The following is a 24,188-nucleotide window of genomic DNA, read 5'->3' on the forward strand; positions in this document are numbered from 1 at the left end:
CCGCCAGGGATTTTTTATGTCCATTTTTCTGAAAAGCGTCTCATTACTTCGTCAGCTTTCTCACTCCTCGGTCATGTACACATACGTACACTCCCTTTGTCGTTCAAAACCTTCCTTGTTCTGCTCGCTTTTGAGAAAAATTGCTCGTCTTTGCGAGAAGCGAAGCGACGAAGCAATTATATACACACTCCCTTATTTGATCATCATATTGACTGCTGACAACATAAACTCCAGCTATTAAGGTGTATTTTACCAGATTGCACTTCTAAGTCTGATTTGTTTTATAGGATATACAATGCTATATTACATAAAATATACAAATGAGGCTTTTCATGAAAATCGGTTTTCTTTTTTCTTTACTATTAATTCTGACTTCCTGTGCAAATATTAAAGATACTGTGGTTCCTCCGGCAGATACTGAGCTTCGGAGCGGACTATCCGGCAAAGTGATCTATTCTGAGGGTTGCACATATAATGATGCTTATCTAAAAGTTTCTCATTATCAGGGAATATTGAGGATTCCAACTCCTTCATATTTTGGCGGGTTCCCCAAGTCCGAACGTGAAAAGATGCTTCAGCTTTCCGTTCAGAGTGCTGCTTTTGCTTTCTTCAGTCAGCTTCAGCAAACCGGTGTTACTGTCAGACTTCTTTCAGCGGATAATGTTCCTGAGGTCGGCAGTATAATGCTTAAATGCAATATATCAAAAATCAGGATAGGTATCTATGATGACGGATGGAGTGGTTATGGTTCTGCCGGAGACTTCTGGGAAGCAGAGACTGAGTTTAACCTGAAAGCCTATGTTAGCGGAAGAGAGTATTCACTTACTCCTGTGACAGGTAAAGGGCAGATCAAACATGCGCCCATCAGTCCTGGGTCTTTTCTGGATGCTGTTATTCTTTCTGCTAAAATAGCCACTTCTGCCATAAACGGCAGTATGTTCGGAGTTGTTAAAGAGGGTTTTATAGATTATGAAATAGACAATGATGCTAAATCACCTGTTGAGCCTGCGGCGGGTCTTGCCGCAGTGGAAGCTGCAAAACAGCTTGCTTTAATAAAATAATGGGGGCATGACTGCCCCCTCAAATTATCAGCATACCAGTGATGCGCCCAATTCAAAAGCCTTCTGGCGGTCGATTGGGAATTGATTATCTCTGCTTTCCTTCTTTGCAACAGGATCGAATGCGGAACATTCGTATTTCGAGTAGTCATTGAACTGATATGTATTGCAGGCAGTGATATATTCGCAGGAACCGAATATCTTGCCCATGTACGTTTTATTCATTTCAAAGAAATACTCGTAGCCGCGTGTCTTCATCATCTCTTCTTTCTGGTTCATGTCATATATGAATCCGGTCTTAATCTTTTTTGGAAATATGCTTGAATAGTTTTTATCATACATCATGAAAGGATAGAAGAGGCGCTCCATAAATGAGCGGGTCTCTCCTGTCACGTCCGCATAATAAATAGGAGAACCGATAACGAATGCGTCTGCTTCTGATATTTTCTCAAGAAGAGGTGTCAGACCGTCTTTAACGGCACATTTGCCATAACTATTACCGCCGATGAGCTTGCAGGCGAAACAGCTGTGGCATCCTTTAAAATCAATATCATACAGATGTACTACCTCTGTTTCTGCACCTTTAGATTTAGCCCCTTCAACAGCACTTTCAAGCAACAGAGCAGTGTTCCAGTTTTTTCTGGGGCTCCCGTTAACAGCTATAAACTTCATATACCCTCCCAAAATTAAGTAGTGTTTAAATATATAAAAGAAATGTTATAATAAATACCTGAAATGACTTTTGCAACCAGTAGTTAATGAGGTGATTATGAGTTGTGCTAAATGTACTGAAGTTCCAAGCGTCCCGCAAGGTGCAAAGGGAATATATATAAGTGCCTCCCACGAGTATATTCTGGAAAAAATTAGCTCAATACTGGCAAATGAATCATTTTCTACGACAAAACACGGAGCATATATCCATTTTGTAACAGACTGCTTTTCAGATGTTATAAGCAGGTGCGCTGCAAGCGGAGAGCTTACTGAACTGGAAAAACAGAATATAAGTATTCTGCCTTTGGGAGTTGACGAGATATTGGATTTCGGCAAGGCATCTGCGGCAAAATCCCTTGATTCATGGAATACGCTTATTTTATCCAAGGATCTGATCTGGATCCTTGAGAACGGTTCATTCACAGTTCATTTTCAGCCGATAATAGATGCTTCAACAATGACTATCTATGGTTACGAGTGCCTTTCAAGGGGTGTTTTACCGGATACGAGCATGATGAGTCCTGCAAAAATGTTTGATGCCGCAAAAAAGACCGGAATGTTGTTCAATCTGGACAGGCAGTGCAGGGAAACTGCAATCAAGACCTCAGCAGTTAAGAATATTAATAAAAATATCTTTATCAATTTTCTGCCCACTTCCATATATAACCCTGAATTTTGTTTAAAAGATACTGTGAAATGGGCGCATCAGTTGGAATTTGACCCCAGCACAATCGTTTTTGAAGTAGTTGAAACAGAAAAGGTTGACAGTGCGGCACACCTTCAGAATATCTTACGCTTTTACAAAGAGAAAGGGTTCAGAACAGCAATGGACGACGTAGGAAGCGGTTATTCATCATTGAACATGTTTGCCAGTCTTAGCCCGGACATAATCAAAATAGATATGGAACTTGTGCGTGATGTTCATAAGAACATTATGAAACAGTCTGTTTCCAGAGCACTGGTTTCGATGGCAAAAGAAGCCGGATGCAAAGTGCTTGCGGAAGGTATTGAAAATGTTGATGAATTCGAATGGTTCAAAGTGCTCGGAATAGATTATGCACAGGGGTATTATTTCGGGAAACCGTCGGCAGAACCGTTAAGACAGCTTTAATAACACTGCCGGTTAATCTTATTGTTATGGAGATAGTCAGAATCTTTTATTGATACGATATTAAATGATTATATTTCTCAGCCGGATATTGCGGCGAGGAAAATAATAAATAATAATTATCTATATTATTTTTCAGCAACATCAAATTATTTTATCTAATATTACCAAAGCATATCTTAACAAAATTTACAATATACGTAAATACCTCTTTTTTTGTATGAATTATCAGAGTCAAAAACTGTTGCCGGTTTAATAAATCAACATTTGATTAAAATTGTTTAAGCAGGTGTATAATTCATTGTTAGATTACGTTTCATATTTCAGGAGGTTGCCATGAAAAGTAAAAATGAAAGCGGTCTATCAAGACGCCGTTTCTTACAGACCGGAATGACAGTTGCAGCGGTAACGGCAAGCGGTATGGCGATGAACCTTTTATCACCCTCCGAAGCGGAAGCGATGGCTCCGAAAAAGATACCTGCCAAATGGGACAAAACTCATGACGTGATTGTAATCGGTTCCGGTTTCGCCGGACTGGCTGCGGCGGCTGAAGCGGCTGCCGGAGGGCTTGACGTTGTGATACTTGAGAAAATGCCTCTTTACGGCGGTAACTCTATCATAAACGGCGGTGAATACAATAGCTGGACGGATCTTATCCATCTGCGTGAAACACTCAAGCTCGGTGACGACAGCGCCGCACTGCACAAGGCAGACACGCTGAAAGGCGGTGACTTCTATGGAAACCCTGAGCTTGTACAGATACTTACAGATAACTCAAGCGATGCTTTGAACTGGATGGTCACTGAAGGCGGTCTTAAACTACGTCCCATCCTTAACCGTACCGGAGGTCACAGCGCATACCGTACACACACATGTGTGGAAGGTGTCGGACGCGGCTATACAGAGGCGCTTAAACGCATCGCAGAGAAACGCGGTGCAAAAATAATGCTCAACATGCCCGTGAGCTGGATATGGAGAGAGGAGGGCGACAACAAGCCCGTGCTTGGTGTTGAAGTTGACGTTAAAGGCAGGAAACGCAATCTGAAAGCCAGAAAAGCGGTTATTATGGCGAGCGGCGGTTTTTCACGCGACATAAAAATGCGTATGAGCTTTAACCCTGCGATAGTGCCTGAATTTAACTGTACTAACCAGCCCGGAGCCACAGGTGAGATGCTGAGATATGCACAGGCGATCGGCGCGGACAGCCTTCAGCTTTGCTTTATTCAGCTTTATCCCTACGCCGAACCGGAGACAGGTACTCTGGACAGCCCCGCAGTGTATCCGTTCAGAGGACCCGGTTACGGACTTATCTATGTTGATAAGAAGGGCAAAAGGTTTGTAAACGACCTTGAAAGAAGGGACGTGGTTTCACATGCCGAGATAAACACAGGCATGAAACCCACATATTCAATCTTCTGTCAGTCGATGATACCCCTTATGGGAACACAGGATGAAGTTGATAAAGGTATCGCTAAGGGCAGATTTTTCAAAGCGGATTCCATCGCTGAGTTGGCACAGAAACTCGGTTTGCCCGCTGATACTCTGGTTGCCACCGTTAACCAGCACAACCAGTATCTGAAAGATGGCAAAGACCCTGATTTCGGCAAGCCAATAACCGCCAGAATGATACCTATAGATAAAGGACCGTTCTACGGTATCGCCCAGTGGCCGGCAGTGCACCACACAATGGGCGGTCTGCGTATAAACGACACCGCACAGGTAATAGATATCTGGGGTAGTGTGATACCTAATCTCTTTGCATGTGGTGAGGTGACAGGAGGTATCCATGGCGACAACAGGTTGGGAGGAAATGCGATAGCCGACTGCGTTGTTTTCGGCAGGATAGCCGGACGCAGTGCTGTTAAATAAACATATTTCGGGCGGGGTTTGCCGCTCCGCCCGTCTTTATTATAAGGTGACGCCGTGAAAACTTTGATATTTATCATTACGCTGTGCATCTCAGGATTTGTGATTGCGGCGCAGAAGCCCGCCTGCCTTGAGTGCCACCAGCCCGCGGATGTTTTGCCGAAAGACCATAAAAAGGTCAAATTCCAGCCTGTGACCTGCCCTGCATGTCACAAAGGCGTTGATATCGGAAAAACAGATCCGTTTGCTGCCGGTATTCACCTGAAGCACAGCGACGGTGTTGAATGTTCCGTCTGTCACGAGATGAAAGGAAGCGCACCTTTCACGGTCAAGGGCGGAAAAAAGGGTAAGGTTACAGAGGAGACCGACCTTATCAAAGATACTATGGTAAGCTGGCAGACATCTGCTTTACTGGATAATAAACATGCAAATGCGCAGGTGTTCTGTAACGGATGTCATGGCAGGGAGCTGCCGGTATTCGCCGCTGAGGTGAGCAACGACGTTTGTCTGGTATGCCACGGACCGCTGGAGGATCTTCAGAAAAAGACAGAACCTATGGAGTTTAAGGACAGAAACCCGCATAAGTCGCATCTGGGTGATGTTGCGTGCAGTATGTGTCACCACATGCACACAGAACAGACGGCTTATTGCGTGAGCTGTCACCAAAAATTTGAAATGACTATGCCTAAATAAGAAAAGCCGGAGTTTTTTGCTCCGGCTTTTTTTTCAGACGTGTGCGCCTATGTATTCCTTTATATCTTCGATGCTGATAACTGTGAAACCGTTATGTTCCGCATATTCTGTGATATCCGGCAGTTTCATCATACTCCCGTCGGGGTTTGTCAGCTCGCAGAGCACCCCGCACGGTTTAAATCCTGCCAGCTTCATCAAATCTATTGTTGCTTCCGTATGTCCATCCCTTTCAAAGACTCCACCGCTTCTGGCAACCAGAGGGAAAACGTGTCCCGGTGAGGCGAGCTTTGCGCCGTTCATGACAGTCTGAACGGTTGTAAGTCTGTCTGCGGCTGAAACGCCTGTGGTAACACCCTCCGCAGCCTCCACGGAAACGGTGAAAGCCGTTCCGAACTGGCTTCTGTTGTTACGGGTCATCATTTCAAGTCCTAGTCTTTTACGCTGATCCTCTGTGATGCACACACAGACGATGCCGCTGCAGTCGCGGATAAGCCTTGCCATCTGAGCGGTGGTAAGTGTTTCTGCAGGATAGATGATATCCCCTTCGTTCTCTCTGTTCTCATCGTCAACGACAATTACGCCTTCGCCCGATTTCAGAGAGGCTAGAGCTTTTTCCATCCTTTGCTGTGAGTTTCCGAAAATTGACAGACCTTTCTGATTCATGATATGTCTCCTTTTTTACATGAATCAGGGCGTTTTGGGAGAGTAAGATAGCCGCGCGGACGCGTGACACATTCAAAGAATCCTCTTCCATCCGGACTTTAACCGTCGGCTACGGAATCTAACCGTATCTGCTGTCTCTGCTTTGAGGCAGACGCTCGCGGGCTACCCGAAAAGGGATTACCGCCGGTGGGGAATTGCACCCCGCCCTGAGAATATAACTAATATACTTATTTTACAGAAAATTGCAACTTAACAGAGCTTATCTCCGCAAATGAGCTGAGAAAATTCTTCCACAGGACAAGGTCTGCCGAAAAGATATCCCTGACCGTACGGAACATTGTATGACATCAGAAATTCAATCTGTTTGTGATTTTCAATGCCCTCGGCAATAACTTGCGCACCGATATCGTTTGCTATGTTTACAATATTCGGTATCAGGCTGGATTTTATTGAACCGTGCTCAATCTCGCGTACAAATGAACGGTCTATCTTTATATAGTCCGCGTTTATATCCCGCAGGTATGAGAGGCTGGAATATCCTGTGCCGAAATCGTCTATAGATATAACATATCCCCATGCTCTCAGTTCGTCTATTGCTATTGAAACCTGTGCCAGCTCAATGAGTTCGTCCTCTGTCAGTTCAAGATTGATGGTCAATTCAGGGTGCTTAACCCTGTACTGTCCTATCATATCCACTATTGTCTCCGACTGAAAATCCGAGGGGAAGATGTTGAAAGATATCTTGAATCCGGGGATGCTGCTTATGACAGGCGCAAGCTCGTCGAAAGATTTATCGATGATGATCTGCGTGAACTCTTTGGTTTTATGCAATTCCTTTATTATGTTCAGAAATTCATCAGGGGTTGCAACCCTTCCGTCAAAGTCCACCCAGCGGCAGAGTACCTCGCATCCGATAAGTTTTGAAGTTTGCATCTCAACTATTGGCTGATAGTAGCATAGAACTCTTTCATGGTTTATCCCGAACCGGAATCTGTTTCTGAAGCCTTTGAATCTGTTCAGCAGGTCATAGAGAAACTTCATGAAAAAGATAGTGCTGATGGCGGAGAGCATAACTATTCCGAATATCATGGACGCTTCTTTCTGAATTATCTCCGAATAAGAAACGTAGACCGCAGCACAGATGTTCGATGTTTCCGAACATCTGATGGTCTTCATCCCGTGCATGTCGTATATGGACTTTTTTCTTACAAAGCTGTCTATAGTAAGCTCTTTGTTTCCGCCGTAAAAATAAGGCGGTTTATTTTTCTGGACAACATATATTGCGATGTTTGATGCAGTTATGTCGTCCTGATCTATTTCACTGGTGTTGAATACGGCATTAAAGTGATCCACACGGACAACGTGAGCCATTTTTTCGAAATTAAACAGTTTGATGGGAACTTTAAGCCATACCAGAGCACCGTCGGGGGTAATAAGATCCGGCGGTAGCTCATTAAAGGGTTTTTCCAGCTTCCCCAAACCGGAGGTGCAGAGAAGTTTGCCGCCGTAACTGTATCCGATATCTTTGATGAATTTAGATTCAAACTGGGCAAAGCGCATCTGCTTTATCATTTCGTCGTCGCAGTTTGTAATGTCGAGACCGTTCAGCTTTGTCAGTGCCGTTTTGATATCCTCGGAAATCCGATCCATTTCGCCGATATATTTATGTGCATAGCTCTCGTTTTTTTCAGAGTAATCCTCAAGCATAACGGGGATAGCGCCGCCCACGAAAAACAGAAAAAGAAAAACAGATATGAAAAAGATAAGCAGCCTGATTGAATACCGCTTGTTGAGAAATTTAAATATGAAGTTCATTAACCTACCGCTAAATCAAATTTATACATAATACCATATAATACCAAACATGAAACTGATTGTTGGCGTTCCTGTGAATCTTTTACATGGAATAGGAGTAAATATATCCGTTGCGAAATCATGAATATTAAATTAAGCTCGCATTATATCATTGCGAGGTGCTGTCGGAACATGAAAAACAGTCACGATTTTATATATGCCGCGGTTAGCGCGTTACCTGATCCTGTATATGTGTTTTCCGAGAACGGAGACTATGTCGATGTTATCGGGCGAGGTGCAGGCGACGGAAAAATGCTTATTGGCAGAAATATTTATGAAGTTGTTGACAGACAGCTCGCAGACAGGTTCATTACCATAATCCGCGAGACGATATCCGCCGACGAACCCAATATTTATGAATACGATTTCGAAGAACCGTCCTGCCGTGTGGGCGGAGCAGAACCGGGAAAAATATGGTTCGAGGCGCGTGTTGCCCCGTTCAGCTTTATGGATAAAAAATGTGTCATATGGCTCGCCAGAGATATAACAGAGCAGAAAAATACTGAATCCAGACTGAAAGAAACGTCATTTTCAGATCCGCTCACAGGCGTTTATTCCCGCAGTTTTTTTATAACGGAGCTTAACAGTTTCTATCACAGGTTTCTGCGCACTTTCAGAACCTATTCGGTGATTTCCGTTGATCTCGACGGTTTCCGCGAAACAATGGAAACGTACGGACAGAAGGTCTGCGATTCCCTTCTTGTGCACGTTGCTTCGGTGATGCGCCGTGTGCTGCGCCAGTCGGATGTGATAGCAAGACTGGGCGGCGACAAATTTTCCGTTCTGCTTCCTGACACAGATTCCAAAGGGGCGGAAATACTTGCGGAGAGACTTCGCAGCGTTCTGGAAACAAGCGAAATAACTACCCCTTCGGGTAAACTGGTGCTTACGGCAAGTTTCGGATGCTCTCAGGTTTCAGCACAGGATGAAGCCTATGAAAACACGGTTTCACGCGCTGAAATTGCAGTCAGCATGGCAAAACTTGCAGGAAAAAACACGGTTCGCTCCATTCTCTGATATCATTTATCACTGTTTTGCTGATTTTGTGGTAAAATCAAATTAAAAACGGTGAGCTTATGTTCCTACTGAAAGAAATTCCTGATAAAAAAGAGATAAAAACAGCCGCTGGCGATGACAGAAACATCGACCCTTCTGCTGTGACCTCTGTGTTCTGCATACTCAAGGCATCCAGCGACATGCTGGTTGAGATAGAGAAGTTTTTTAGCGGGAAAAACCTTTCTCTTAGCAGATACAACGCTATTTCTGTTCTTGCCTCACATCCCGAAGGACTTTTTCCTTATGAGCTGGCAGATCATATGGGCATTTCCCGTGCCACAGCCTCCTCTGTTATAAAGGGGCTTGAGAGTTCCGGTTATGTCGGATCGGTTAAGTCCGGTGACGACAGGCGCATGAAAAAAATAACGGTTACAAAAGAGGGACTTTCTGTATACGAATCAGCAGTTGCGCAGTTTTATACTATTCTTACTCTGCTTTTTGGTACACATGATAAAAAAGATGTAAAATTAGTGAATACTGTAATGAAATCCATAAGTGAACGTGTGCAAAATTACAAAAATAACAGTTAAAAAATATTTTGTTTTCTGCTAGGTTTCTATATTCAGTTTTTGAAATAGGTTCATATGGACAAGATACTGGTTGTTGAAGACAGCAATATTCTGGGAACTCTCCTTAAAAAAAGGATAGAACTTGAAACCGGTCTGGAGGTTGACCACGCCGTAACATATGCAAAGGCGATGGAATACACATCGGCATTTGATTATTTTGCCGCTGTGGTTGACCTTAATCTTCCAGATGCCGCACAGGCGGGTATGGTTGATTTTGCACAGGATAAAAAGATTCCCGCAATCGTATACACCGGCGACTATGACGAGAATCTCCGCGAAAAGATCTGGAAAAAGAACATCGTCGATTACGTTCTGAAAAAGGATCCGGACAGCGACATATATATCGCGAAACTTCTTAAACAGATGATGCTGAACCGCAATATAGACGTTATAGTTGCTGACGATTCACGTCTGATGCGGAACAGAATAAAGGCGCTTCTTTCGGCACATCTTTTCCGTGTCCACACCTGCGAATCGGGTAAAGAAGCGTTTGAACTCGCCATGAAGCTGGAAAATCTGAAAATAGTAATATCTGACTACCTTATGCCTGAGATATCGGGTTTCGATCTGGTGCGTCTCATCCGAAAAAAATTCACCAAGGACAAGGTTGCTTTCATCGGTATGTCCAGAGAGGGAACGGCGGAGCTTTCGGCAAAATTTATTAAATACGGCGCAAATGATTTCCTGCTGAAACCGTTCAGCCCCGAACAGTTCTATTGCAGGGTAAACCAGAACCTTCAGACTCTGATGCTCATAGACCACATCCGCGATATGTCATATAAAGACTATCTGACAGGTCTTTACAACCGCAGATATTTCTTTATGTATATGAATGAAGTATTTGACATTGAGAAATCAAAAAGCATAGCTGTGCTGGATATCGACCATTTCAAACGCATCAACGATTCTTTCGGGCATGATGTGGGCGACTACGTTTTAAAGAGCATATCAAAGGCGATAACTGAATATGTGGGCAGGCGCGGACTTGTTTCACGATTCGGCGGCGAAGAGTTCTGCATATATGTTGAGCCGGGAGCCGACGACGAATATTTTGACGGACTGCGGAGCATGATTGAAAATTCAGGCGTATCGTATAATAACATAGAGATAAATATCACCGTGAGTATCGGAGTATGCTCAAGCTACGGCAAGGGGCTTGACAACATGATATCCACAGCGGACACTCTGCTTTATACCGCTAAGAACGAAGGCAGAAACAGGGTCTGCTCATCAAGCTGAAAACTCTTGTCCCGCTCTCAGTATTTTAGTAAGATAATTCCATTACGAACAATATCTTCGGGTGATTAATGAGAGACAGGCTATATCAGGAATTTCAGTTCAGAAAAAACCACATCGACAGCGTTATCGACCTTTATCTGGAAGGGAACACCGTTCCGTTCATTGCGCGGTACCGCAAAGAAATGACGGGGAGCATGGATGCGGAGGATATCCGCAATATCATAGACAGGTACGAGTACCTTGAAAACCTTGCCAAGCGTAAGGAAGAGGTCATCGCCGCCATCGACGAACGGGGCAAGCTCACCGATGAGCTTAAAAAGCGTATCCTCGCCGCAGAGACGCTTAAAGAGGTTGAAGATCTCTACGAACCTTATAAATCCAAAAAGAAAACTAAAGCGGACATAGCCCGTGAAGCCGGACTGGAGCCGCTTTCCTTCTATATCAAATCAAATGAAAATCTTTCCGGTCTGGAAAATGAGGCGGCTAAGTATATCAATGAAGCCGTTGCTGACGCTCAGACTGCAATAACCATGGCTTCGGACATCATAACCGAGGACATCGGGCACGATGTGGATGTGAAAAACCGCATCCGTGAGCTTTATACTCTTTACGGCGTTCTGGAATCATCTCAGAAAACCGAGAGCAAGGAACGCAACCCATACGAGGACTATTACCGGTTTTCACAGAAGCTCAGTGAGATACCGCCACACAGGGTGCTTGCCATGTTTCGCGGCGAACGCGAGAAGATACTGAAACTGAAACTGGTCATAGACGAGGAGATGTGCCTCAACGCCATCCAGAAGGTATCTGCGGACAAGGGCGTCGTGAAGAACGACATAACCGTTAAGTGTTTGCGTCAGGCGTTCAAGAAGATGATAGAGCTTTCCCTTGAGCTTGAGTTCCGCGGCGAACTGAAAGAGAAGGGCGAGCTGAAAGCAATAGAGGTGTTCGCGGACAACCTGAAAAACCTTCTGCTTACTCCAACCGTTAAGAACAAGACCATTATGGGTGTAGACCCTGCGTTCCGCACAGGGTGTAAATACGCCGTTGTTGATCCGACCGGGATGCTTCTTGGGCACGGAGTTATGTATCCCACGAAGCCGCAGGAGGACGTCGAGGGTGCGCGCAGAATTTTCCTGAAAGCAGTCAAAGATTTCGGCGTAAATGCAGTCGCCATAGGCAACGGCACCGCCAGCCGCGAAACAGAGGAGTTCATAGCCTCTGTGATAAAATCAGACAGTCTGGACATAAGATACACCATCGTCAGCGAAGCCGGCGCAAGCGTATATTCCGCAGGGGACGTTGCCAAGAAGGAGTTCCCAGACCTTGACGTTTCCATACGCGGTGCAGTTTCCATAGCAAGACGGGTAATAGACCCTCTGGCGGAGCTTGTAAAGATAGAACCGCAGGCTATCGGAGTCGGCATGTACCAGCACGACGTGCAGGGCAAAAAACTTGACAAAACATTGACGGAAGTTGTTGAAGATGTGGTGAATAATGTAGGGGTTGACCTGAACACAGCCAGCGCTTCCCTTTTGTCCTACGTTTCAGGTCTCAGCGCATCACTTGCGGAAAAGATAGTCCGTTTTCGCGAGAGAATAGGGCGTTTCACCTCGCGTCAGGAACTGATGAACGTTGACGGTGTCGGCGAGCAGACTTTTAGGCAGGCGGCGGGCTTCCTCAAGGTTTACGGCGGGCAGGAGAAGCTGGACAGTATGTTCATCCACCCCGAAAGCTATGGCGCGGTGCACGCTTTCCTCACGGCGATGAACCTTAGCGTGGATAAATGCGAGATGGTGAAACTTGCCGTAAAAGGCAAGGACATCCCTTCCATGGCAAATAAACTCGGTATAGGCGAGTACACTATTAAGGATATTATAGACAACCTTGAAAAACCGGACAGGGACATCAGGGACGATGTTGACCCTGTTATATTCAAGGCAGGGGTCATAAGCATTAACGAACTGAACGTGGGCGACATACTTACGGGCAAAATAAGCAACGTTGTGGATTTCGGAGCGTTTGTGGATGTGGGACTTAAAAACGACGGTCTGGTGCATATTTCCCAGCTTGCGGACAAGTTTGTAAAGGTGCCTTCAGAGGTTGTTAAGGTCGGTCAGATAGTCAGAACCAAGGTTTTAAGCATAGATAAGGAACGGGGCAGACTCTCACTGTCCATGAGGATATGATGTTTATACTGGACAAACCATATGTGTCTAAGGTGCTTCTGGACACAATAAAACGGAATAATTACCCTGTATTGGACAACGAGATGGCGCGTGAGCTTCTTGGAACCGGCAGCCACCTCATAAGCCCCGAAAGATTTGCGGACAGATTTCGAAGCAAACCCGTGATATATACAAATTCGGAGAACGCAGTCGCTTGGATAAACGAGAATCTGATGTTCTCTGATATAGTTGAGAAGGTTGATCTTTTTAAAAATAAAGTCAAATTCCGCGACCTTTTGAGCGGTATGTTCCCCGATTTTTTTTATCAAGAGGTGCTCTTCCATGAGATAGAGGCACTCAGAGCGAAGGATTTGCAGTTCCCTTTCATAATAAAGCCTGCGGTGGGATTTTTCAGCCTCGGCGTACACTACGTTGAGGATGAGAACTCATGGAAGACTGTTCGCCCGCAGATAATCGCTGAGATGCAGAAGGTCAGGGACTATTACCCCGATGACGTTCTGAATACCCACAGCTTCATAATTGAAGAGGTCATTGAGGGTATCGAATACGCCATTGACGGATATTACAATGCGGAGGGCGAACCCGTTATACTGAATGTGCTCAAACATTATTTTGCCGGAGCGGAGGACGTTTCAGACAGGGTGTATGTCACATCCGTGCCTATCGTTAAAGAGATATCGGAAAAGGTACGGAAATTTCTCATTTCTCTCGGCAGACTGGCAGTGGTCTCAAACTTCCCATTCCATATCGAAGTGCGCATCGACAAGAACGGCAAAGTGGTTCCCGTTGAGCTGAACCCGCTGCGTTTTGCCGGATGGTGCTGCACTGATATTTCTGTTTTCGCATACGGTGTGAACACTTACGAATATTTTGCAGAGAGCCGCGAACCCCATTGGGATGAAATTGGCGAGATATGCGGAGACAGAGTATACGCAATGATCGTTGTGGAGAAAAGTTCTAAGATAGATGACAGTATGCTGCTGGGATTCAATTATGAGAAGCTGAAAAGCAGTTTTACCCATGTTCTTGAACTGCGCGAGACGGATTTTGTTAAATACGGGGTGTTCTGTTTCCTGTTCGCGGAAACCGACAGGGAGGACGCGCCCGAACTGAAAGCTATTCTGAACTCTGATCTGTCGGAATATCTTTTATACTGCTGAAATAATTTTCCAGCATATCGTCAAGCTGCCGTCTGTCGCGGCACTCGTATACGCTGTTTCGAAGCGAAGCCGCGCCTGGCAGTCCTTTCATAAGCCAGACTATGTATTTTTTTGAAACGTCCAGATATCTGCTGCCTCTGGCATTCTGCATTTCGTATTCCATGATTTTAAAGATAAGCTCTTTCAGCCTGGAAGTATCCAGATAATTGTCAGGATCTTTTCCGTCTGCAAGCGCCTGAAATATCCACGGCTGCTTCATCATTCCGCGCCCTATCATAACGCCGTCAACACCGGTGGAAAGCATCCTGTCGTATGTTTCCATATCGATTATGTCGCCGTTTCCTATGATTGGCAATTTTGCCCGTGATTTCGCATCGGCTATCATTTCGTAATGTACCTGACCGCCAAAGCCTTCCGCTTTTGTTCGCCCGTGCAGAGTAACTGCCGAAGCACCCTCTTCGTGCGCTATTTTAATTATTTCGTTATAGTTTATGGTGCCCGCGTCCCAGCCGAGACGTATCTTTATTGAGAGCGGCACGTCTCCGCAGGCGGATCTTGCAGCGCTGATGACCTTCGCTATGTTCTCTTCGTCCCTTAGCATAGCAGCGCCGCTGCCCGTTTTGATAACTTTTTTGACCGGACAGCCCATGTTGATGTCTATGACGGCGGGAGTGATGGTATCCAGCACAACCTTTACGGCATCCGCATAATTTTCATGGCGGCTTCCGAAAAGCTGAACACCCAGCGGCATATCGCAGTCGTTGGTGCGCAGAAATACCATGGTGCCGGAACCTTTGCGGATGAGTCCTTCGACGCTGACCATCTCTGTAAAGAGCAGCCCGCCGGAGAAAAGCCGCACAACCTTGCGGAAAGAGGGTGTTGAAACCCCTGCCAGCGGTGCGCCGAACATCGGCTGATTTTTCAGCATTTCAAGATAATTACTTGTTAATGTGCTGTGCTCTGTCATGTGCCGTTTCTATGAGTGATGAAAATTTTCTGAGTTTAAAGAACCGATGCGCAGCAAAGGCTATCATATCGCCGTTGTCCGTGCAGAGTTTTTTTGACGGAAAATATACGTTAAAACCTTTCTGTGCCGCGAACGCCTGTCGTATGTATCCGTTGCAGGCAACTCCGCCCGCCACCACGACGTTCTTTCTGCCTGTTTCCTTCGCAACGCGAAGGGTCTTCATTATGAGGGTTTCCGCAACGGTCTTCTGAAAAGAGGCCGCTATGTCCGCAGGGGACACGCTGTTCTCCTTTATCTTGTTCATAACGGCGGTTTTAAGCCCGCTGAATGAATAATTGTTCTCTTTGCGTATGGCTATGGGAAAGTTTACAGCTTTTTCGTTTCCTTCCTTTGCCAGTGCTTCGATGAGCGGACCGCCTGGGTAGCCCAGTTCCATCATCTTAGCCACCTTATCGAAAGATTCTCCGGCAGCATCGTCAACGGTTTTTGCCAGCAGCTCGAAGTTATATGCCGCGTCCACGTCGTAAATATGCGTGTGTCCGCCGGAGATTATAAGGGCTGTATAGGGAGGTTTAAGTTCCGGATGTTCCAGTTCCGCAGCAAGGATATGGGCTGAAAGGTGGTTGACAGGTATAACCGGAATTTTCAGAGCGTATCCCAGTGCCTTTCCGAAAGATACGCCCACAAACAGCGCACCGATAAGTCCGGGGGCTGTTGTAACGGCTATCATATCAAGATCATGCGGGGTGAGCTGCGCTTGTTCCATACATTTTGAGAAGAGTTCCTCAACTTTCAGTATGTGGTTGCGTGACGCAACCTCCGGCACAACCCCTCCGAATTTATTGTGAATATCTATCTGGGAGTTGGTGAAACTCGCCAGTATCCCTTTCTCTGTGTCAAACACCGCAAGCGAGGTTTCGTCGCAGGAGGTTTCGATTCCTAAGATTATCACCTTGCCGCAAGCTCCTTAACGGGGACTATATCAACACCCATGGCTTCCAATTCGGGAAGCATTTCTACCAGAACATTCACCGTCGCTTCGCGCAGGTGACCAATCATGATGATGGAGCCGTTAGCCTTCGCAAGGTTTACGCCGTCCATTATCTTTCCTCTTATATATGCAGGATCGGATTCGTTGTCGATGAATTTGTTGTTTATTGCACAGACCATGCCCGCTTTCAGACATTCGTCGTATGCAACCGTCTTAGGCGAGGTGTAGCTGTCAACATAGAAGTTTGTATAGCTTTTCATAACGCTGAAAACCTGCTGCATCTTCTCGCGGCTTTCAGTAAGTCCAGAACCCATGTGGTTGTTGAATCCGTCTATTTTTCCGCCGAGGTCCTCAACGTTTTTGCGCAGAGATATTTCCACCAGACTTTCAGGCATGTTCAGCAGTACGGCTCCCTTGCCGGGGTCGTTCTGGGGATAGGATTTCGGCTCCATGGGCTGGTGCAGAAATACCGTTTTGCCCAGCCTGCGGAAAATTTCCGCAGATTCCCTGCTGTGGGGGGTATAGGGGATGATAGCCATTGCGAGGGGATATTTCACCCTGCCGAGCTTCTCCGCCAGAGGCACACTGTATCCGCAGTCGTCTATTACGAAAGCAATTTTAGCTCCGCCGTAATTGTGTGCAACAGGGGGCTTCTTTTCAGCTGCGGGTTTTTTTTCAACCGTTCTTTCGATGAAATCTATAACAGTGGCAAGGTTTCCGCTTTCAAAGGTAACTGATTTACCGACTTCCGGTTCAGCACCCATTGCGGAAATACGTCCGGCGATGCTCTCTTTAAGAGATTTAAGAGAGGCGTCGCCCTGATCAATTATGATATGGAGCCTGAGAACGTCGCCGTCCTGTTTTTCAGTGGTTTCTTTGATGCTGCTGCTGTCCAGTCCGTTGTCGAACAGGGAGAGCGCGACGGCATCCATAACTGAGCGCTTGTCAAGCCCCTGTGCGTGGGGGTTGTCATCCTTTGCGATGTCCTTTGGTGCATTGACAGGTGCCTGTACAACTTCTTTAGGCTTTTGTGCGGGAGCATCGTCTTTCAGAATGAAGTGGAGTATGCCCATGGATGCGAATATTGCCGCAACCACGGCAAAAGCTCCCACTATGAGGAGCTTTTTCATATCTGGTTTATTTTTATTACCTTTTTCAGGTTTCTGGCTGAAATTATTTTGCAGCTGCATTTCCTGCCATTTCCTTGATTTTGTCCAGAGCCGCTTTCAACTGAACGTCCTTCACAAGATCAAAATCAGCCTTGGCAGAGTTTGTCGTGAGGTCTTTGTCCAGTTCTTCATCCTCTTTTTTGTCCTGATGTTCCGCCGGATCTTCGTGTTTCGCTTCGATTTTTACATCGGGTTCGATACCGATTCCGTGGATGGAGCGTCCTTTGGGTGTGAAATACTTAGCCGTTGTCAGCTTTATGCCGGAACCGTCGGAAAGATGTATAACGTTCTGCACTGAAGCCTTTCCGTATGTTTTGGCACCGACAACCACAGCTCTTCCGTAGTCCTGAAGCGCTCCTGTAAGAATTTCCGAAGCGGACGCACTGCCTTCGTTAACAAGGAGGACTATGGGCTTTTTAAGCTCTTTGTTGAAGTATGAAGTGGATTTATAATCCTGTCTCTTCTGTGCTCTGTCCATTGTATAAACAACTATCTGGTCGTTTGGCAGGAACACACTTGAAACCTTGATTGCCTCGGTAAGCAGACCTCCGGGGTTGTTTCTCAGGTCAATTATGTATGCCTTAGCGCCCTGCTGGTCAACAGCGTGGAGTGCTTCGGTGAGCTGACCGGAGATATCGTTGCTGAACTGGATAAGTCTGATGTATCCGATATTCTTTTCTATCATGGTATATTTTACGGATTTTATCTTGATGATGGCTCTTTTCAGCTTAACGTCGAAGGGTTTTTCAACGTTTTTGCGCATAACGGTGATGGTGACGTCGGTTCCCTCTTTGCCGCGCAGCTTGCTCACCGCGTCGTCAATGGTGATGTCCATTGTGCTTTTGCCGTCAATTTTTATTATCTGGTCCCCCGCTTTTATGCCTTTTTTAAATGCGGGTGTGTCTTCAAGGGGGGCAATGACGGTGAGAATTTTGTCTTTCATTCCAATGGTTATACCAAGACCGCCGAACTCGCCCTGAGTTTCAACCTCGAATTCGTTAAGTGTTTTTGGATCCATAAAGGCTGAGTGGGGGTCAAGTTCCTGTGTCATACCCTTGATCGCGCCGTAGATAACTTTTTTGTCATCAACAGGTTCCACATAGTTATTTTCTATCAGATAGAGAGCCTGTGTAAATATGTCAAGGTTCTGATACTTATCCTGTTTTGCCGCATATACGTTTTTGGAGCGGAAAAGCGCCACGGACGTAATTATAAGGGCAATGGTTAAAAGAAGTGTCAGAAACGGAAGAAACCTGAATTTGAATCTCATTTGTATCTCCTAATATATCAAGAGGCAAGCCATTCCAGAGGATCGACCGCCTTGTCATGTATGCGTATTTCAAAATAAAGATACGGTGTATTCGTTTCATGGTCAACATCTATTGTGCCCAGATTTTGTCCTGTTTTCACTTTTTCGTTCTTAGAGACGCTTATTCCGTCCATATTTGCATACAGACTGTAAAAACCGGACGGGTGAGCCACTATGAGGAAGTTGCCGAGACCCCACGCGTTGTCCCTGTGGATTACTATACCGTCATATACCGCCTTAACGGAGTTTGACGTGGGCACAATCTTTATCCCTTTTTTAAGTATCACACCTTTGAATCCTTCGACAGTTTTAACGCCGAATTTTTCTATAACATGACCGTGAACAGGCCATATAAGTTTTCCTTTTTGTCTTCCGAACTCGGAGGAAAGCCCTTTAAAGCTGACCGGAGCGGACTTTGCGAAATCCCTTTTAATTTTGGCAAGCTGTGCCTGCAACACTTTTGCACGAGCCTGAAGTCTTGCCAGATACTCTTTGCGCACTTTTTCGTCTTTAACGGCGTCGCGGTACATTTTATCGGTGTTCTGCTTTTTCTTACGGTAATTTTCCAAAGCATATTTTTTTTCAGCAACCGCAGCCGCCATTTTTTTCTTTTTGATTTCAAGCTCGGCTGCCGTTTCTTTTATCTCTTCGTTTGTTTTTTTAAGCTCAACAACGGAATCGTACAGCTTTGAGTTTACCTCGCCGATAATCTGGCTTAAAACGGCGGCGTTCTTCGCACTGTCGGACATTATCACCGCTTCCAGCATGTCGTATTCGCCGGAGGAAACCATATATTTATTTGCCGCTTTAATGGTTTTTATCAGTTCTGCGTGCTTACGCTCCAGCTTTCTGCTTTTTGCGGTCAGCCGCCTGTGTTCCTCTTTCACAGAGGTGTATTTCAGATTTATCTGACGTACGGCACTCTGCTGGCTCTGTAACTCTTCCTGTGCCTGTTCCAGTTTCTGTGCCATCTTCTTTTTTTCTTCCGCCGCCTGTTTGACAGACTGGTTCTGTCTGGATATCTGCTTGCGTATGTCGGTCAGCTTATCCTGTTTCGCTGCAAAAGCATTGAAACAGAAAAGAACGGCGAGGAGAAAAACGCTATATTTCATTGATGCTCTTCTGTTTCATTAGAAATGTCACGACGCTGTAAACAGCCGAAAGCCCCGCAAGGGACATAAGAGCCACATAAAGCACAGTGTTGTGCCAGAATCCCGGTGTTGTCAGCACGAAGAATGAATCTTTCAGTATGTATCCTGCCGCAAAGCCAACAAACAACTTGTTGAGAAACCATGCCAGAAAGAAGGCACATGTAGCCTCAAACTTTGATGATACGACGTAGGGCAGGGTGATGAACCGTCTTGTAGCACCAACCAGCGTATAAACCATGATGGCTCTGTGATGTCTGTAAAGGCTTAATCTTATGTTATTGAAAACTATGAACGCACACGATATGCCTGTCAGAAGGGTGAGCGTGAAAACGAAAAGACCGGATATGCTTTTGATACGCTGCATCTTTTCGTTCTGTTTTTTACCTGACTCAACGGATTTGACGCCGTCTATGCGGGCTATCTTTTCAGAGAGCGAAACCACCTGAGTGTCGCTGTCTGTTTCGTTTACGGTATTTATCTCGAAAAAGCGCGGGAAAAGCTCTTCAGGCAGCTCTTTCAGGTTGTCGGCGTTGGGTGCGACCTCCAGAACGCGCTCCTTCGCGTCGCTCCTGTTGAAATATACTATGTCGCCGTCAATTTTCATTTCATTCAGTTTTGTTTTAACCTCTTTTGCGTCGGCATCGTCCTGAATAAAAACGCGCACCAGACGGCTGTCTGTCACGTTTCCAATGGCTTTTGCAACGGACGAGTTTACTGTAAACACGGCAAAATAGAGAAACAGCAGTGTGCCGAGGGTGAGTATGGAAGGGATGCTGTGTTTTAGATCTTTGCGGAACATCCCCCATCCTTTTATAAATGCGAATTTATATTGCTCAAACATTAGCGGTTCCTTGTGCTTTGCTGTCGAATGTGAGTTTTCCGCGGTCGAGATGTATCACCCGTCCCGGGTAATCTTTTATTATGCGCTGGTCGTGGGTGGCTATGAGTATCGTAGTACCCTTTGCAGACTTGTGCAGCAGCATATCCATTATCTTATCCGCGTTTTTCGGGTCGAGACTGCCTGTAGGTTCGTCCGCAACCACTATCAGCGGGTCGTTGAGAAGCGCCCTTGCAACCGCCACTCTCTGTTTTTCGCCGCCGGACAGTTTTTTCACGTCGGAATCCCTGTGCTGAAAGATGTCCAGCGCTTTAAGGATACTGTGTATTTTAGGCTCTATGATGTTTTTACTCAGATAGAATATTTCCAGCGGAAGCACAAGGTTTTCGTAAACCGTGGCGTCTTCCAGCAGTTTGAAATCCTGAAAGATAACGCCCACGTTGCGCCGCAGAAAAGCCTTGCTGTTGTGGTTCATACTGCCGATGTCCTGTCCTTCCAGCTTAGCTATGCCGCGGGAGGGCATTATATCGGCGTACATCAGCCGCAGCAGTGTGGATTTTCCGGCACCGCTGCTGCCTGTAACATAAACAAGCTCGCCCTTGTCGATTTGAAGTTCAATGTTTGAAAGTCCTTTGTTTCCGTCCTCATAGGTCACGTCGACCTTGCGGATGTCAATCATCTTATACCCCTGAAAACAAATAATACCATATCGGCGTGGTCAGAAGGGAAAGCGGAATACCCACTCCCAGCATCATTACAGCCAGTTCTTCGTCAAGTCCGTATTGGATAGAGACTATTCCAGCCGTTATCATGGGTGCCATTGCCGATTCGAACAGCGTCACCTGCATGTTTTTACCCGCACCGCCGAGTATCAGAACATACAGCAAATAGAAGAAAGCCGGAGCGAGAAAAAGTTTATAGCCGAGACCGAAAAATAATTTATTTATTATTCCGCCGGATTTAATCAGTTTAAGCTGATATCCGACAGATACCATTGCAAGCGGAGTTATGGTAAGTCCCAGAGTTTTCATTGAAGACTGCGCCCACCACGGAATTTCAAACGAACGCAGAAGAACCGCCAGCAGCATAGCCTGAAACGGCGGGAAGGTGAACACTTTTTTAATCAGTCCCATGGGGCTTACTGAACCGGATGAGTAATACGCCGCGGTGGCTATTCCGAGGGTTGAAAGCACAAGGAAGCTGCCGGGCTGGTCGCAGAGAACACCCACGCCTAGATATTCAGCTCCATAATATGCTGTTATCAGCGGAAAACCAACAAAAGAAGTGTTGCCCAGACCAGCGGTCAGTATAATTGTTCCAGTGGTTTTGCGGTCGTATTTTTTCCATTTCGCAATGAAAAAGAACAGCCCGAACGCCAGCGCAAAGTGTATCCACGGCATGAACACCGGAAACAGCAGCGACGCGTCGAACTTCATCCTGTGGATGAAAAGGAACGTTATCGCAGGCATGGACAGGTTTATTATGAAGTTGTTCAGCACTATGGGCGTGGAAGAGGGCAGAAGCTCCATCTTCCGCGCCAGCATACCGAACAAAAAACAGAATATAAGTAATACTAATGAATCCATAGGCGTTAAGAATAGCAGATTTCCGTGCGGATGCAAAATAATAAATTGACTTGTAAATTGCGTTTTCTCCATTTATACATTTATAGTCGATGCGGAGAGGCAAATGTTTAACAGCATAAGAAACTGGACGGTTTTTTTCTTTGTGGCTCTGTTTGCGGGCAGGATAGGCGACGGCGATTTGAGAGGCGACAGCATCAATTACGCCTCCATATCAAAAAACGTACTTACCGGCGACAATCCGCTAATCCTCACTCTTAACGGCGACCTGTATATGAACAAACCGCCGCTCTTTTTCTGGCTTAACGCCCTTTGTATGAAGATTTTCGGTGCAACGGTGTTCGGCGCTAAGATTGCCGTTGTCATAGCTGTTGCCGGAATCGCGTGGGTGCTCTATTCACTTGCAAAAAAACTCTTCGACGACGAGGACATAGCTGTTGCTGCGCCTATGATGTTCTTTTTTTCTTATGTGGTTTATAAGAACACGCAGATGCTCAAAATGGAGGCACTGCTCTCATTCTTCATAATAGCTTCCGTTTTTCTGATGGTACTTTACATTCAGCACCAGAACAGACTTTACGCTCTTGCAGCGGGGCTTTTTATGGGATTTGCGGTTTTCACAAAGGGACCGATAGGCTATACTCCGCTCATAACAGCTTTCGCGTTTGTTTTCTTTGGCAGAAATATCAACAGAAAAAGATATCTGCTTGATCTGTTTCTGATGCTGCTGGTTTCAATACCCGTATATGCGTGGTGGTACGCTTACGTTCTTGTTAAAAATCCGTATTTTTACGAGCATTATTTCCTGAAACAGAATCTGGCGCGGTTCGGTACGGAACAGTCGGAGATTGCTGATTATGCAATCCGTCCGTTCTGGCAGTACCTTAAATATATGTTTGTCCACGGTATATATTTCACCCCGTTCCTGCTTTACGGTCTCTATAAATTGTTCAGCAACAGGCGCATTACGGAGCAGATAAAGTATATGCTTGTCACTACAGGCGTTTTCTTTGTCGTGATACATTTTGCGAAGACCAAGGAACACAGGTACCTTTACGAGTTTTATCTGTTTGCAAGCGTGTTTGCTGCATACGGTCTTATGGGGCTGGTACGGCGTGGACTCTCCGGTCTTGTTCGCGGTGCCGCGGTATTTGTCCTTGCGCTTTATACCTTTCTGCCGCCGGTCACAAAGCCCACAACCTATGACGCTCTTTTGTTCGCGGATAAAGTGGCTAAGGAGCGCGGGATACCGGTTGTTGCTGAAAAGAGTGAGATAACTGATCCCAACGATATCGCTGCAATGAACTTTTATTTCGACAGCTATCTCAGCGAACGACCACAGAATGGCGAATATATAGAGATTGTTAAGAAGAACACGAAGGTTTTTGACGCAGAAAGACTGTATGTTTTCAGGAGATTAGCGGTTTATCTGATTACTCAGAAAGAATCTGCTTCACAGTAGGCAGCATTTCTCCGATGAAGTTGCTGCTCTCGTGTCCGCCTTTTTCGTATCTGTAGATATTGCATCCGAATTTTTCCGCTATTTCAATAACTTTAACGGCGTCCAGCACCTCGTCGTCCATGTTCATCAGTATATGGATGTTGGGATGTCTGCTTTTCAGCGGCTGAGCTTTGATGGCTTCGAGCTGCGCAGGTTTTATGAAGCTGAGTTTGTTCGGATGTTTTTCCATGAGCATGGAGAAGCGTTTATCCAGATAGAGCGACGGATTGACGCTTATGCACTTTTGTCCTGTGATGACAGCCATGTTGAAAGCGAAATAGCCGCCGAATGACGAACCGAACAGCACGTCGTATTTCTCCACCTGTCTGATGCTCTTTTTCGCGTCGAAATTGCGGTAGTCGAAGACTTCGCAGTCGCATATCTGCATCAGATGCACAAGTTTATAGCTCTGCGCAAATTCGTAGTCGTCGGCGAGAACAGATTGTACTCCGGGAAAATATAACAGTTTCATGAGACATATTACCATTGAAAACTGTTATTTCAAAGATAATA

22 protein-coding genes and 1 riboswitch are annotated in these 24,188 nt (G+C 45.7%); of the genes, 10 read left to right on the forward strand and 12 right to left on the reverse strand.

The window, feature by feature from the left end; genetic code table 11:
* Nucleotides 1-332 precede the first annotated feature (332 nt).
* Nucleotides 333-1,061 carry a hypothetical protein gene (locus tag Q7P67_RS07645; RefSeq protein ID WP_303851370.1) on the forward strand — a complete coding sequence of 243 codons (729 nt, stop codon included), beginning with the start codon at nucleotides 333-335 and terminating at the stop codon, nucleotides 1,059-1,061.
* 27 nt (nucleotides 1,062-1,088) lie between these two features.
* Here the strand turns inward: Q7P67_RS07645 and Q7P67_RS07650 are convergent, their stop codons facing one another.
* Complete coding sequence (locus tag Q7P67_RS07650) at nucleotides 1,089-1,730, reverse strand: flavodoxin family protein (protein WP_303851371.1); 642 nt, start codon at nucleotides 1,728-1,730, stop codon at nucleotides 1,089-1,091.
* A gap of 97 nt (nucleotides 1,731-1,827) precedes the next feature.
* On the opposite strand from Q7P67_RS07650, the gene Q7P67_RS07655 reads away from it, so the two are divergent.
* From Q7P67_RS07655 to Q7P67_RS07665, 3 genes are all read left to right on the forward strand, one after another.
* Nucleotides 1,828-2,880 (forward strand): EAL domain-containing protein, encoded by a 1,053-nt coding sequence (locus Q7P67_RS07655; RefSeq protein WP_303851372.1) that lies wholly within the window; start codon nucleotides 1,828-1,830, stop codon nucleotides 2,878-2,880.
* Between the two features lie 333 nt (nucleotides 2,881-3,213).
* On the forward strand, nucleotides 3,214-4,746 hold the full coding sequence (locus Q7P67_RS07660; RefSeq protein ID WP_303851373.1) for a flavocytochrome c: 1,533 nt from the start codon (nucleotides 3,214-3,216) through the stop codon (nucleotides 4,744-4,746).
* Between the two features lie 54 nt (nucleotides 4,747-4,800).
* Complete coding sequence (locus Q7P67_RS07665) at nucleotides 4,801-5,436, forward strand: cytochrome c3 family protein (protein ID WP_303851374.1); 636 nt, start codon at nucleotides 4,801-4,803, stop codon at nucleotides 5,434-5,436.
* A gap of 33 nt (nucleotides 5,437-5,469) precedes the next feature.
* Here the strand turns inward: Q7P67_RS07665 and ribB are convergent, their stop codons facing one another.
* Together ribB and Q7P67_RS07675 are read right to left on the reverse strand one after the other, a co-directional pair.
* Complete coding sequence (gene ribB / locus Q7P67_RS07670) at nucleotides 5,470-6,099, reverse strand: 3,4-dihydroxy-2-butanone-4-phosphate synthase (RefSeq protein ID WP_303851375.1); 630 nt, start codon at nucleotides 6,097-6,099, stop codon at nucleotides 5,470-5,472.
* A gap of 75 nt (nucleotides 6,100-6,174) precedes the next feature.
* Nucleotides 6,175-6,317: riboswitch (FMN riboswitch) on the reverse strand.
* Nucleotides 6,318-6,348: 31 nt separating this feature from the next.
* Complete coding sequence (locus tag Q7P67_RS07675) at nucleotides 6,349-7,914, reverse strand: EAL domain-containing protein (protein ID WP_303851376.1); 1,566 nt, start codon at nucleotides 7,912-7,914, stop codon at nucleotides 6,349-6,351.
* A 171-nt stretch (nucleotides 7,915-8,085) separates the two neighbouring features.
* Between Q7P67_RS07675 and Q7P67_RS07680 the strand changes: the two genes are divergently transcribed.
* The 5 genes from Q7P67_RS07680 (at nucleotide 8,086) to Q7P67_RS07700 (ending at nucleotide 14,166) form a co-directional block, all read left to right on the forward strand.
* Nucleotides 8,086-8,970 (forward strand): sensor domain-containing diguanylate cyclase, encoded by an 885-nt coding sequence (locus Q7P67_RS07680; RefSeq protein ID WP_303851377.1) that lies wholly within the window; start codon nucleotides 8,086-8,088, stop codon nucleotides 8,968-8,970.
* 59 nt (nucleotides 8,971-9,029) lie between these two features.
* Nucleotides 9,030-9,539, forward strand: coding sequence for a MarR family winged helix-turn-helix transcriptional regulator (locus Q7P67_RS07685; protein WP_303851378.1), 510 nt, complete (start codon nucleotides 9,030-9,032; stop codon nucleotides 9,537-9,539).
* A 54-nt stretch (nucleotides 9,540-9,593) separates the two neighbouring features.
* Complete coding sequence (locus Q7P67_RS07690) at nucleotides 9,594-10,817, forward strand: diguanylate cyclase (RefSeq protein ID WP_303851379.1); 1,224 nt, start codon at nucleotides 9,594-9,596, stop codon at nucleotides 10,815-10,817.
* Between the two features lie 68 nt (nucleotides 10,818-10,885).
* Nucleotides 10,886-13,006: a Tex-like N-terminal domain-containing protein gene (locus Q7P67_RS07695; protein WP_303851380.1), complete on the forward strand. Its 2,121-nt coding sequence runs from the start codon at nucleotides 10,886-10,888 to the stop codon at nucleotides 13,004-13,006.
* Complete coding sequence (locus Q7P67_RS07700) at nucleotides 13,003-14,166, forward strand: ATP-grasp domain-containing protein (RefSeq protein ID WP_303851381.1); 1,164 nt, start codon at nucleotides 13,003-13,005, stop codon at nucleotides 14,164-14,166. Before Q7P67_RS07695 ends, Q7P67_RS07700 begins: the two co-directional genes overlap by 4 nt.
* On the opposite strand, the gene Q7P67_RS07705 is transcribed toward Q7P67_RS07700, so the two are convergent.
* The 8 genes from Q7P67_RS07705 to Q7P67_RS07740 are packed head-to-tail and all read right to left on the reverse strand — an operon-like array spanning nucleotide 14,123 to nucleotide 22,177.
* Nucleotides 14,123-15,094: a tRNA-dihydrouridine synthase gene (locus Q7P67_RS07705; protein WP_303851382.1), complete on the reverse strand. Its 972-nt coding sequence runs from the start codon at nucleotides 15,092-15,094 to the stop codon at nucleotides 14,123-14,125. The two genes, Q7P67_RS07700 and Q7P67_RS07705, sit on opposite strands and share 44 nt — an antisense overlap.
* Nucleotides 15,095-15,104: 10 nt before the next feature.
* Entirely contained in the window at nucleotides 15,105-16,085 is a 981-nt protein-coding gene (gene tsaD, locus Q7P67_RS07710; protein ID WP_303851383.1) for a tRNA (adenosine(37)-N6)-threonylcarbamoyltransferase complex transferase subunit TsaD, read from the reverse strand.
* Nucleotides 16,082-17,254, reverse strand: a complete 1,173-nt coding sequence (locus Q7P67_RS07715; RefSeq protein ID WP_303851384.1) for a divergent polysaccharide deacetylase family protein — start codon at nucleotides 17,252-17,254, stop codon at nucleotides 16,082-16,084. The genes tsaD and Q7P67_RS07715 overlap by 4 nt, the downstream gene beginning before the upstream one ends.
* A 43-nt stretch (nucleotides 17,255-17,297) precedes the next feature.
* Complete coding sequence (locus tag Q7P67_RS07720) at nucleotides 17,298-18,563, reverse strand: S41 family peptidase (RefSeq protein ID WP_303851385.1); 1,266 nt, start codon at nucleotides 18,561-18,563, stop codon at nucleotides 17,298-17,300.
* Nucleotides 18,564-18,580: 17 nt separating this feature from the next.
* Complete coding sequence (locus Q7P67_RS07725; RefSeq protein WP_303851386.1) at nucleotides 18,581-19,714, reverse strand: murein hydrolase activator EnvC; 1,134 nt, start codon at nucleotides 19,712-19,714, stop codon at nucleotides 18,581-18,583.
* Nucleotides 19,704-20,594, reverse strand: coding sequence for an ABC transporter permease (locus tag Q7P67_RS07730; protein ID WP_303851387.1), 891 nt, complete (start codon nucleotides 20,592-20,594; stop codon nucleotides 19,704-19,706). The genes Q7P67_RS07725 and Q7P67_RS07730 overlap by 11 nt, the downstream gene beginning before the upstream one ends.
* Nucleotides 20,587-21,270: a cell division ATP-binding protein FtsE gene (locus tag Q7P67_RS07735; protein WP_303851388.1), complete on the reverse strand. Its 684-nt coding sequence runs from the start codon at nucleotides 21,268-21,270 to the stop codon at nucleotides 20,587-20,589. Before Q7P67_RS07735 ends, Q7P67_RS07730 begins: the two co-directional genes overlap by 8 nt.
* 1 nt (nucleotide 21,271) lies before the next feature.
* Entirely contained in the window at nucleotides 21,272-22,177 is a 906-nt protein-coding gene (locus tag Q7P67_RS07740) for an AEC family transporter (RefSeq protein ID WP_303851389.1), read from the reverse strand.
* Nucleotides 22,178-22,280: 103 nt separating this feature from the next.
* Here Q7P67_RS07740 and Q7P67_RS07745 point away from each other — a divergent pair, with 103 nt between their 5' ends.
* Nucleotides 22,281-23,636, forward strand: coding sequence for a glycosyltransferase family 39 protein (locus Q7P67_RS07745; protein ID WP_303851390.1), 1,356 nt, complete (start codon nucleotides 22,281-22,283; stop codon nucleotides 23,634-23,636).
* Here the strand turns inward: Q7P67_RS07745 and Q7P67_RS07750 are convergent.
* The gene (locus Q7P67_RS07750) at nucleotides 23,608-24,147 is read right to left on the reverse strand and encodes a YqiA/YcfP family alpha/beta fold hydrolase (protein WP_303851391.1); all 540 of its coding nucleotides are present in this window, start codon (nucleotides 24,145-24,147) and stop codon (nucleotides 23,608-23,610) included. The two genes, Q7P67_RS07745 and Q7P67_RS07750, sit on opposite strands and share 29 nt — an antisense overlap.
* Between the last annotated feature and the right edge of the window lie 41 nt (nucleotides 24,148-24,188).

Source organism: Seleniivibrio woodruffii (assembly GCF_029267515.1).
Lineage (GTDB): Bacteria > Chrysiogenota > Deferribacteres > Deferribacterales > Geovibrionaceae > Seleniivibrio > Seleniivibrio woodruffii_A.

Excerpts from the sequence above, each read along its gene's own strand:
- Q7P67_RS07750 (WP_303851391.1), bottom strand. The coding sequence starts at position 24,147 with ATGAAACTGTTATATTTTCCCGGAGTACAATCTGTTCTCGCCGACGAC.
- Q7P67_RS07730 (WP_303851387.1), bottom strand. The coding sequence starts at position 20,594 with ATGTTTGAGCAATATAAATTCGCATTTATAAAAGGATGGGGGATGTTC.
- Q7P67_RS07685 (WP_303851378.1), top strand. The coding sequence starts at position 9,030 with ATGTTCCTACTGAAAGAAATTCCTGATAAAAAAGAGATAAAAACAGCC.
- Q7P67_RS07715 (WP_303851384.1), bottom strand. The coding sequence starts at position 17,254 with ATGAAAAAGCTCCTCATAGTGGGAGCTTTTGCCGTGGTTGCGGCAATA.
- Q7P67_RS07655 (WP_303851372.1), top strand. The coding sequence starts at position 1,828 with ATGAGTTGTGCTAAATGTACTGAAGTTCCAAGCGTCCCGCAAGGTGCA.
- Q7P67_RS07660 (WP_303851373.1), top strand. The coding sequence starts at position 3,214 with ATGAAAAGTAAAAATGAAAGCGGTCTATCAAGACGCCGTTTCTTACAG.
- Q7P67_RS07675 (WP_303851376.1), bottom strand. The coding sequence starts at position 7,914 with ATGAACTTCATATTTAAATTTCTCAACAAGCGGTATTCAATCAGGCTG.
- Q7P67_RS07645 (WP_303851370.1), top strand. The coding sequence starts at position 333 with ATGAAAATCGGTTTTCTTTTTTCTTTACTATTAATTCTGACTTCCTGT.
- Q7P67_RS07720 (WP_303851385.1), bottom strand. The coding sequence starts at position 18,563 with ATGAGATTCAAATTCAGGTTTCTTCCGTTTCTGACACTTCTTTTAACC.
- Q7P67_RS07680 (WP_303851377.1), top strand. The coding sequence starts at position 8,086 with ATGAAAAACAGTCACGATTTTATATATGCCGCGGTTAGCGCGTTACCT.
- Q7P67_RS07735 (WP_303851388.1), bottom strand. The coding sequence starts at position 21,270 with ATGATTGACATCCGCAAGGTCGACGTGACCTATGAGGACGGAAACAAA.
- ribB (WP_303851375.1), bottom strand. The coding sequence starts at position 6,099 with ATGAATCAGAAAGGTCTGTCAATTTTCGGAAACTCACAGCAAAGGATG.
- Q7P67_RS07745 (WP_303851390.1), top strand. The coding sequence starts at position 22,281 with ATGTTTAACAGCATAAGAAACTGGACGGTTTTTTTCTTTGTGGCTCTG.
- Q7P67_RS07740 (WP_303851389.1), bottom strand. The coding sequence starts at position 22,177 with ATGGATTCATTAGTATTACTTATATTCTGTTTTTTGTTCGGTATGCTG.
- Q7P67_RS07705 (WP_303851382.1), bottom strand. The coding sequence starts at position 15,094 with ATGCTGAAAAATCAGCCGATGTTCGGCGCACCGCTGGCAGGGGTTTCA.
- Q7P67_RS07650 (WP_303851371.1), bottom strand. The coding sequence starts at position 1,730 with ATGAAGTTTATAGCTGTTAACGGGAGCCCCAGAAAAAACTGGAACACT.
- Q7P67_RS07700 (WP_303851381.1), top strand. The coding sequence starts at position 13,003 with ATGATGTTTATACTGGACAAACCATATGTGTCTAAGGTGCTTCTGGAC.
- Q7P67_RS07725 (WP_303851386.1), bottom strand. The coding sequence starts at position 19,714 with ATGAAATATAGCGTTTTTCTCCTCGCCGTTCTTTTCTGTTTCAATGCT.
- Q7P67_RS07695 (WP_303851380.1), top strand. The coding sequence starts at position 10,886 with ATGAGAGACAGGCTATATCAGGAATTTCAGTTCAGAAAAAACCACATC.
- Q7P67_RS07690 (WP_303851379.1), top strand. The coding sequence starts at position 9,594 with ATGGACAAGATACTGGTTGTTGAAGACAGCAATATTCTGGGAACTCTC.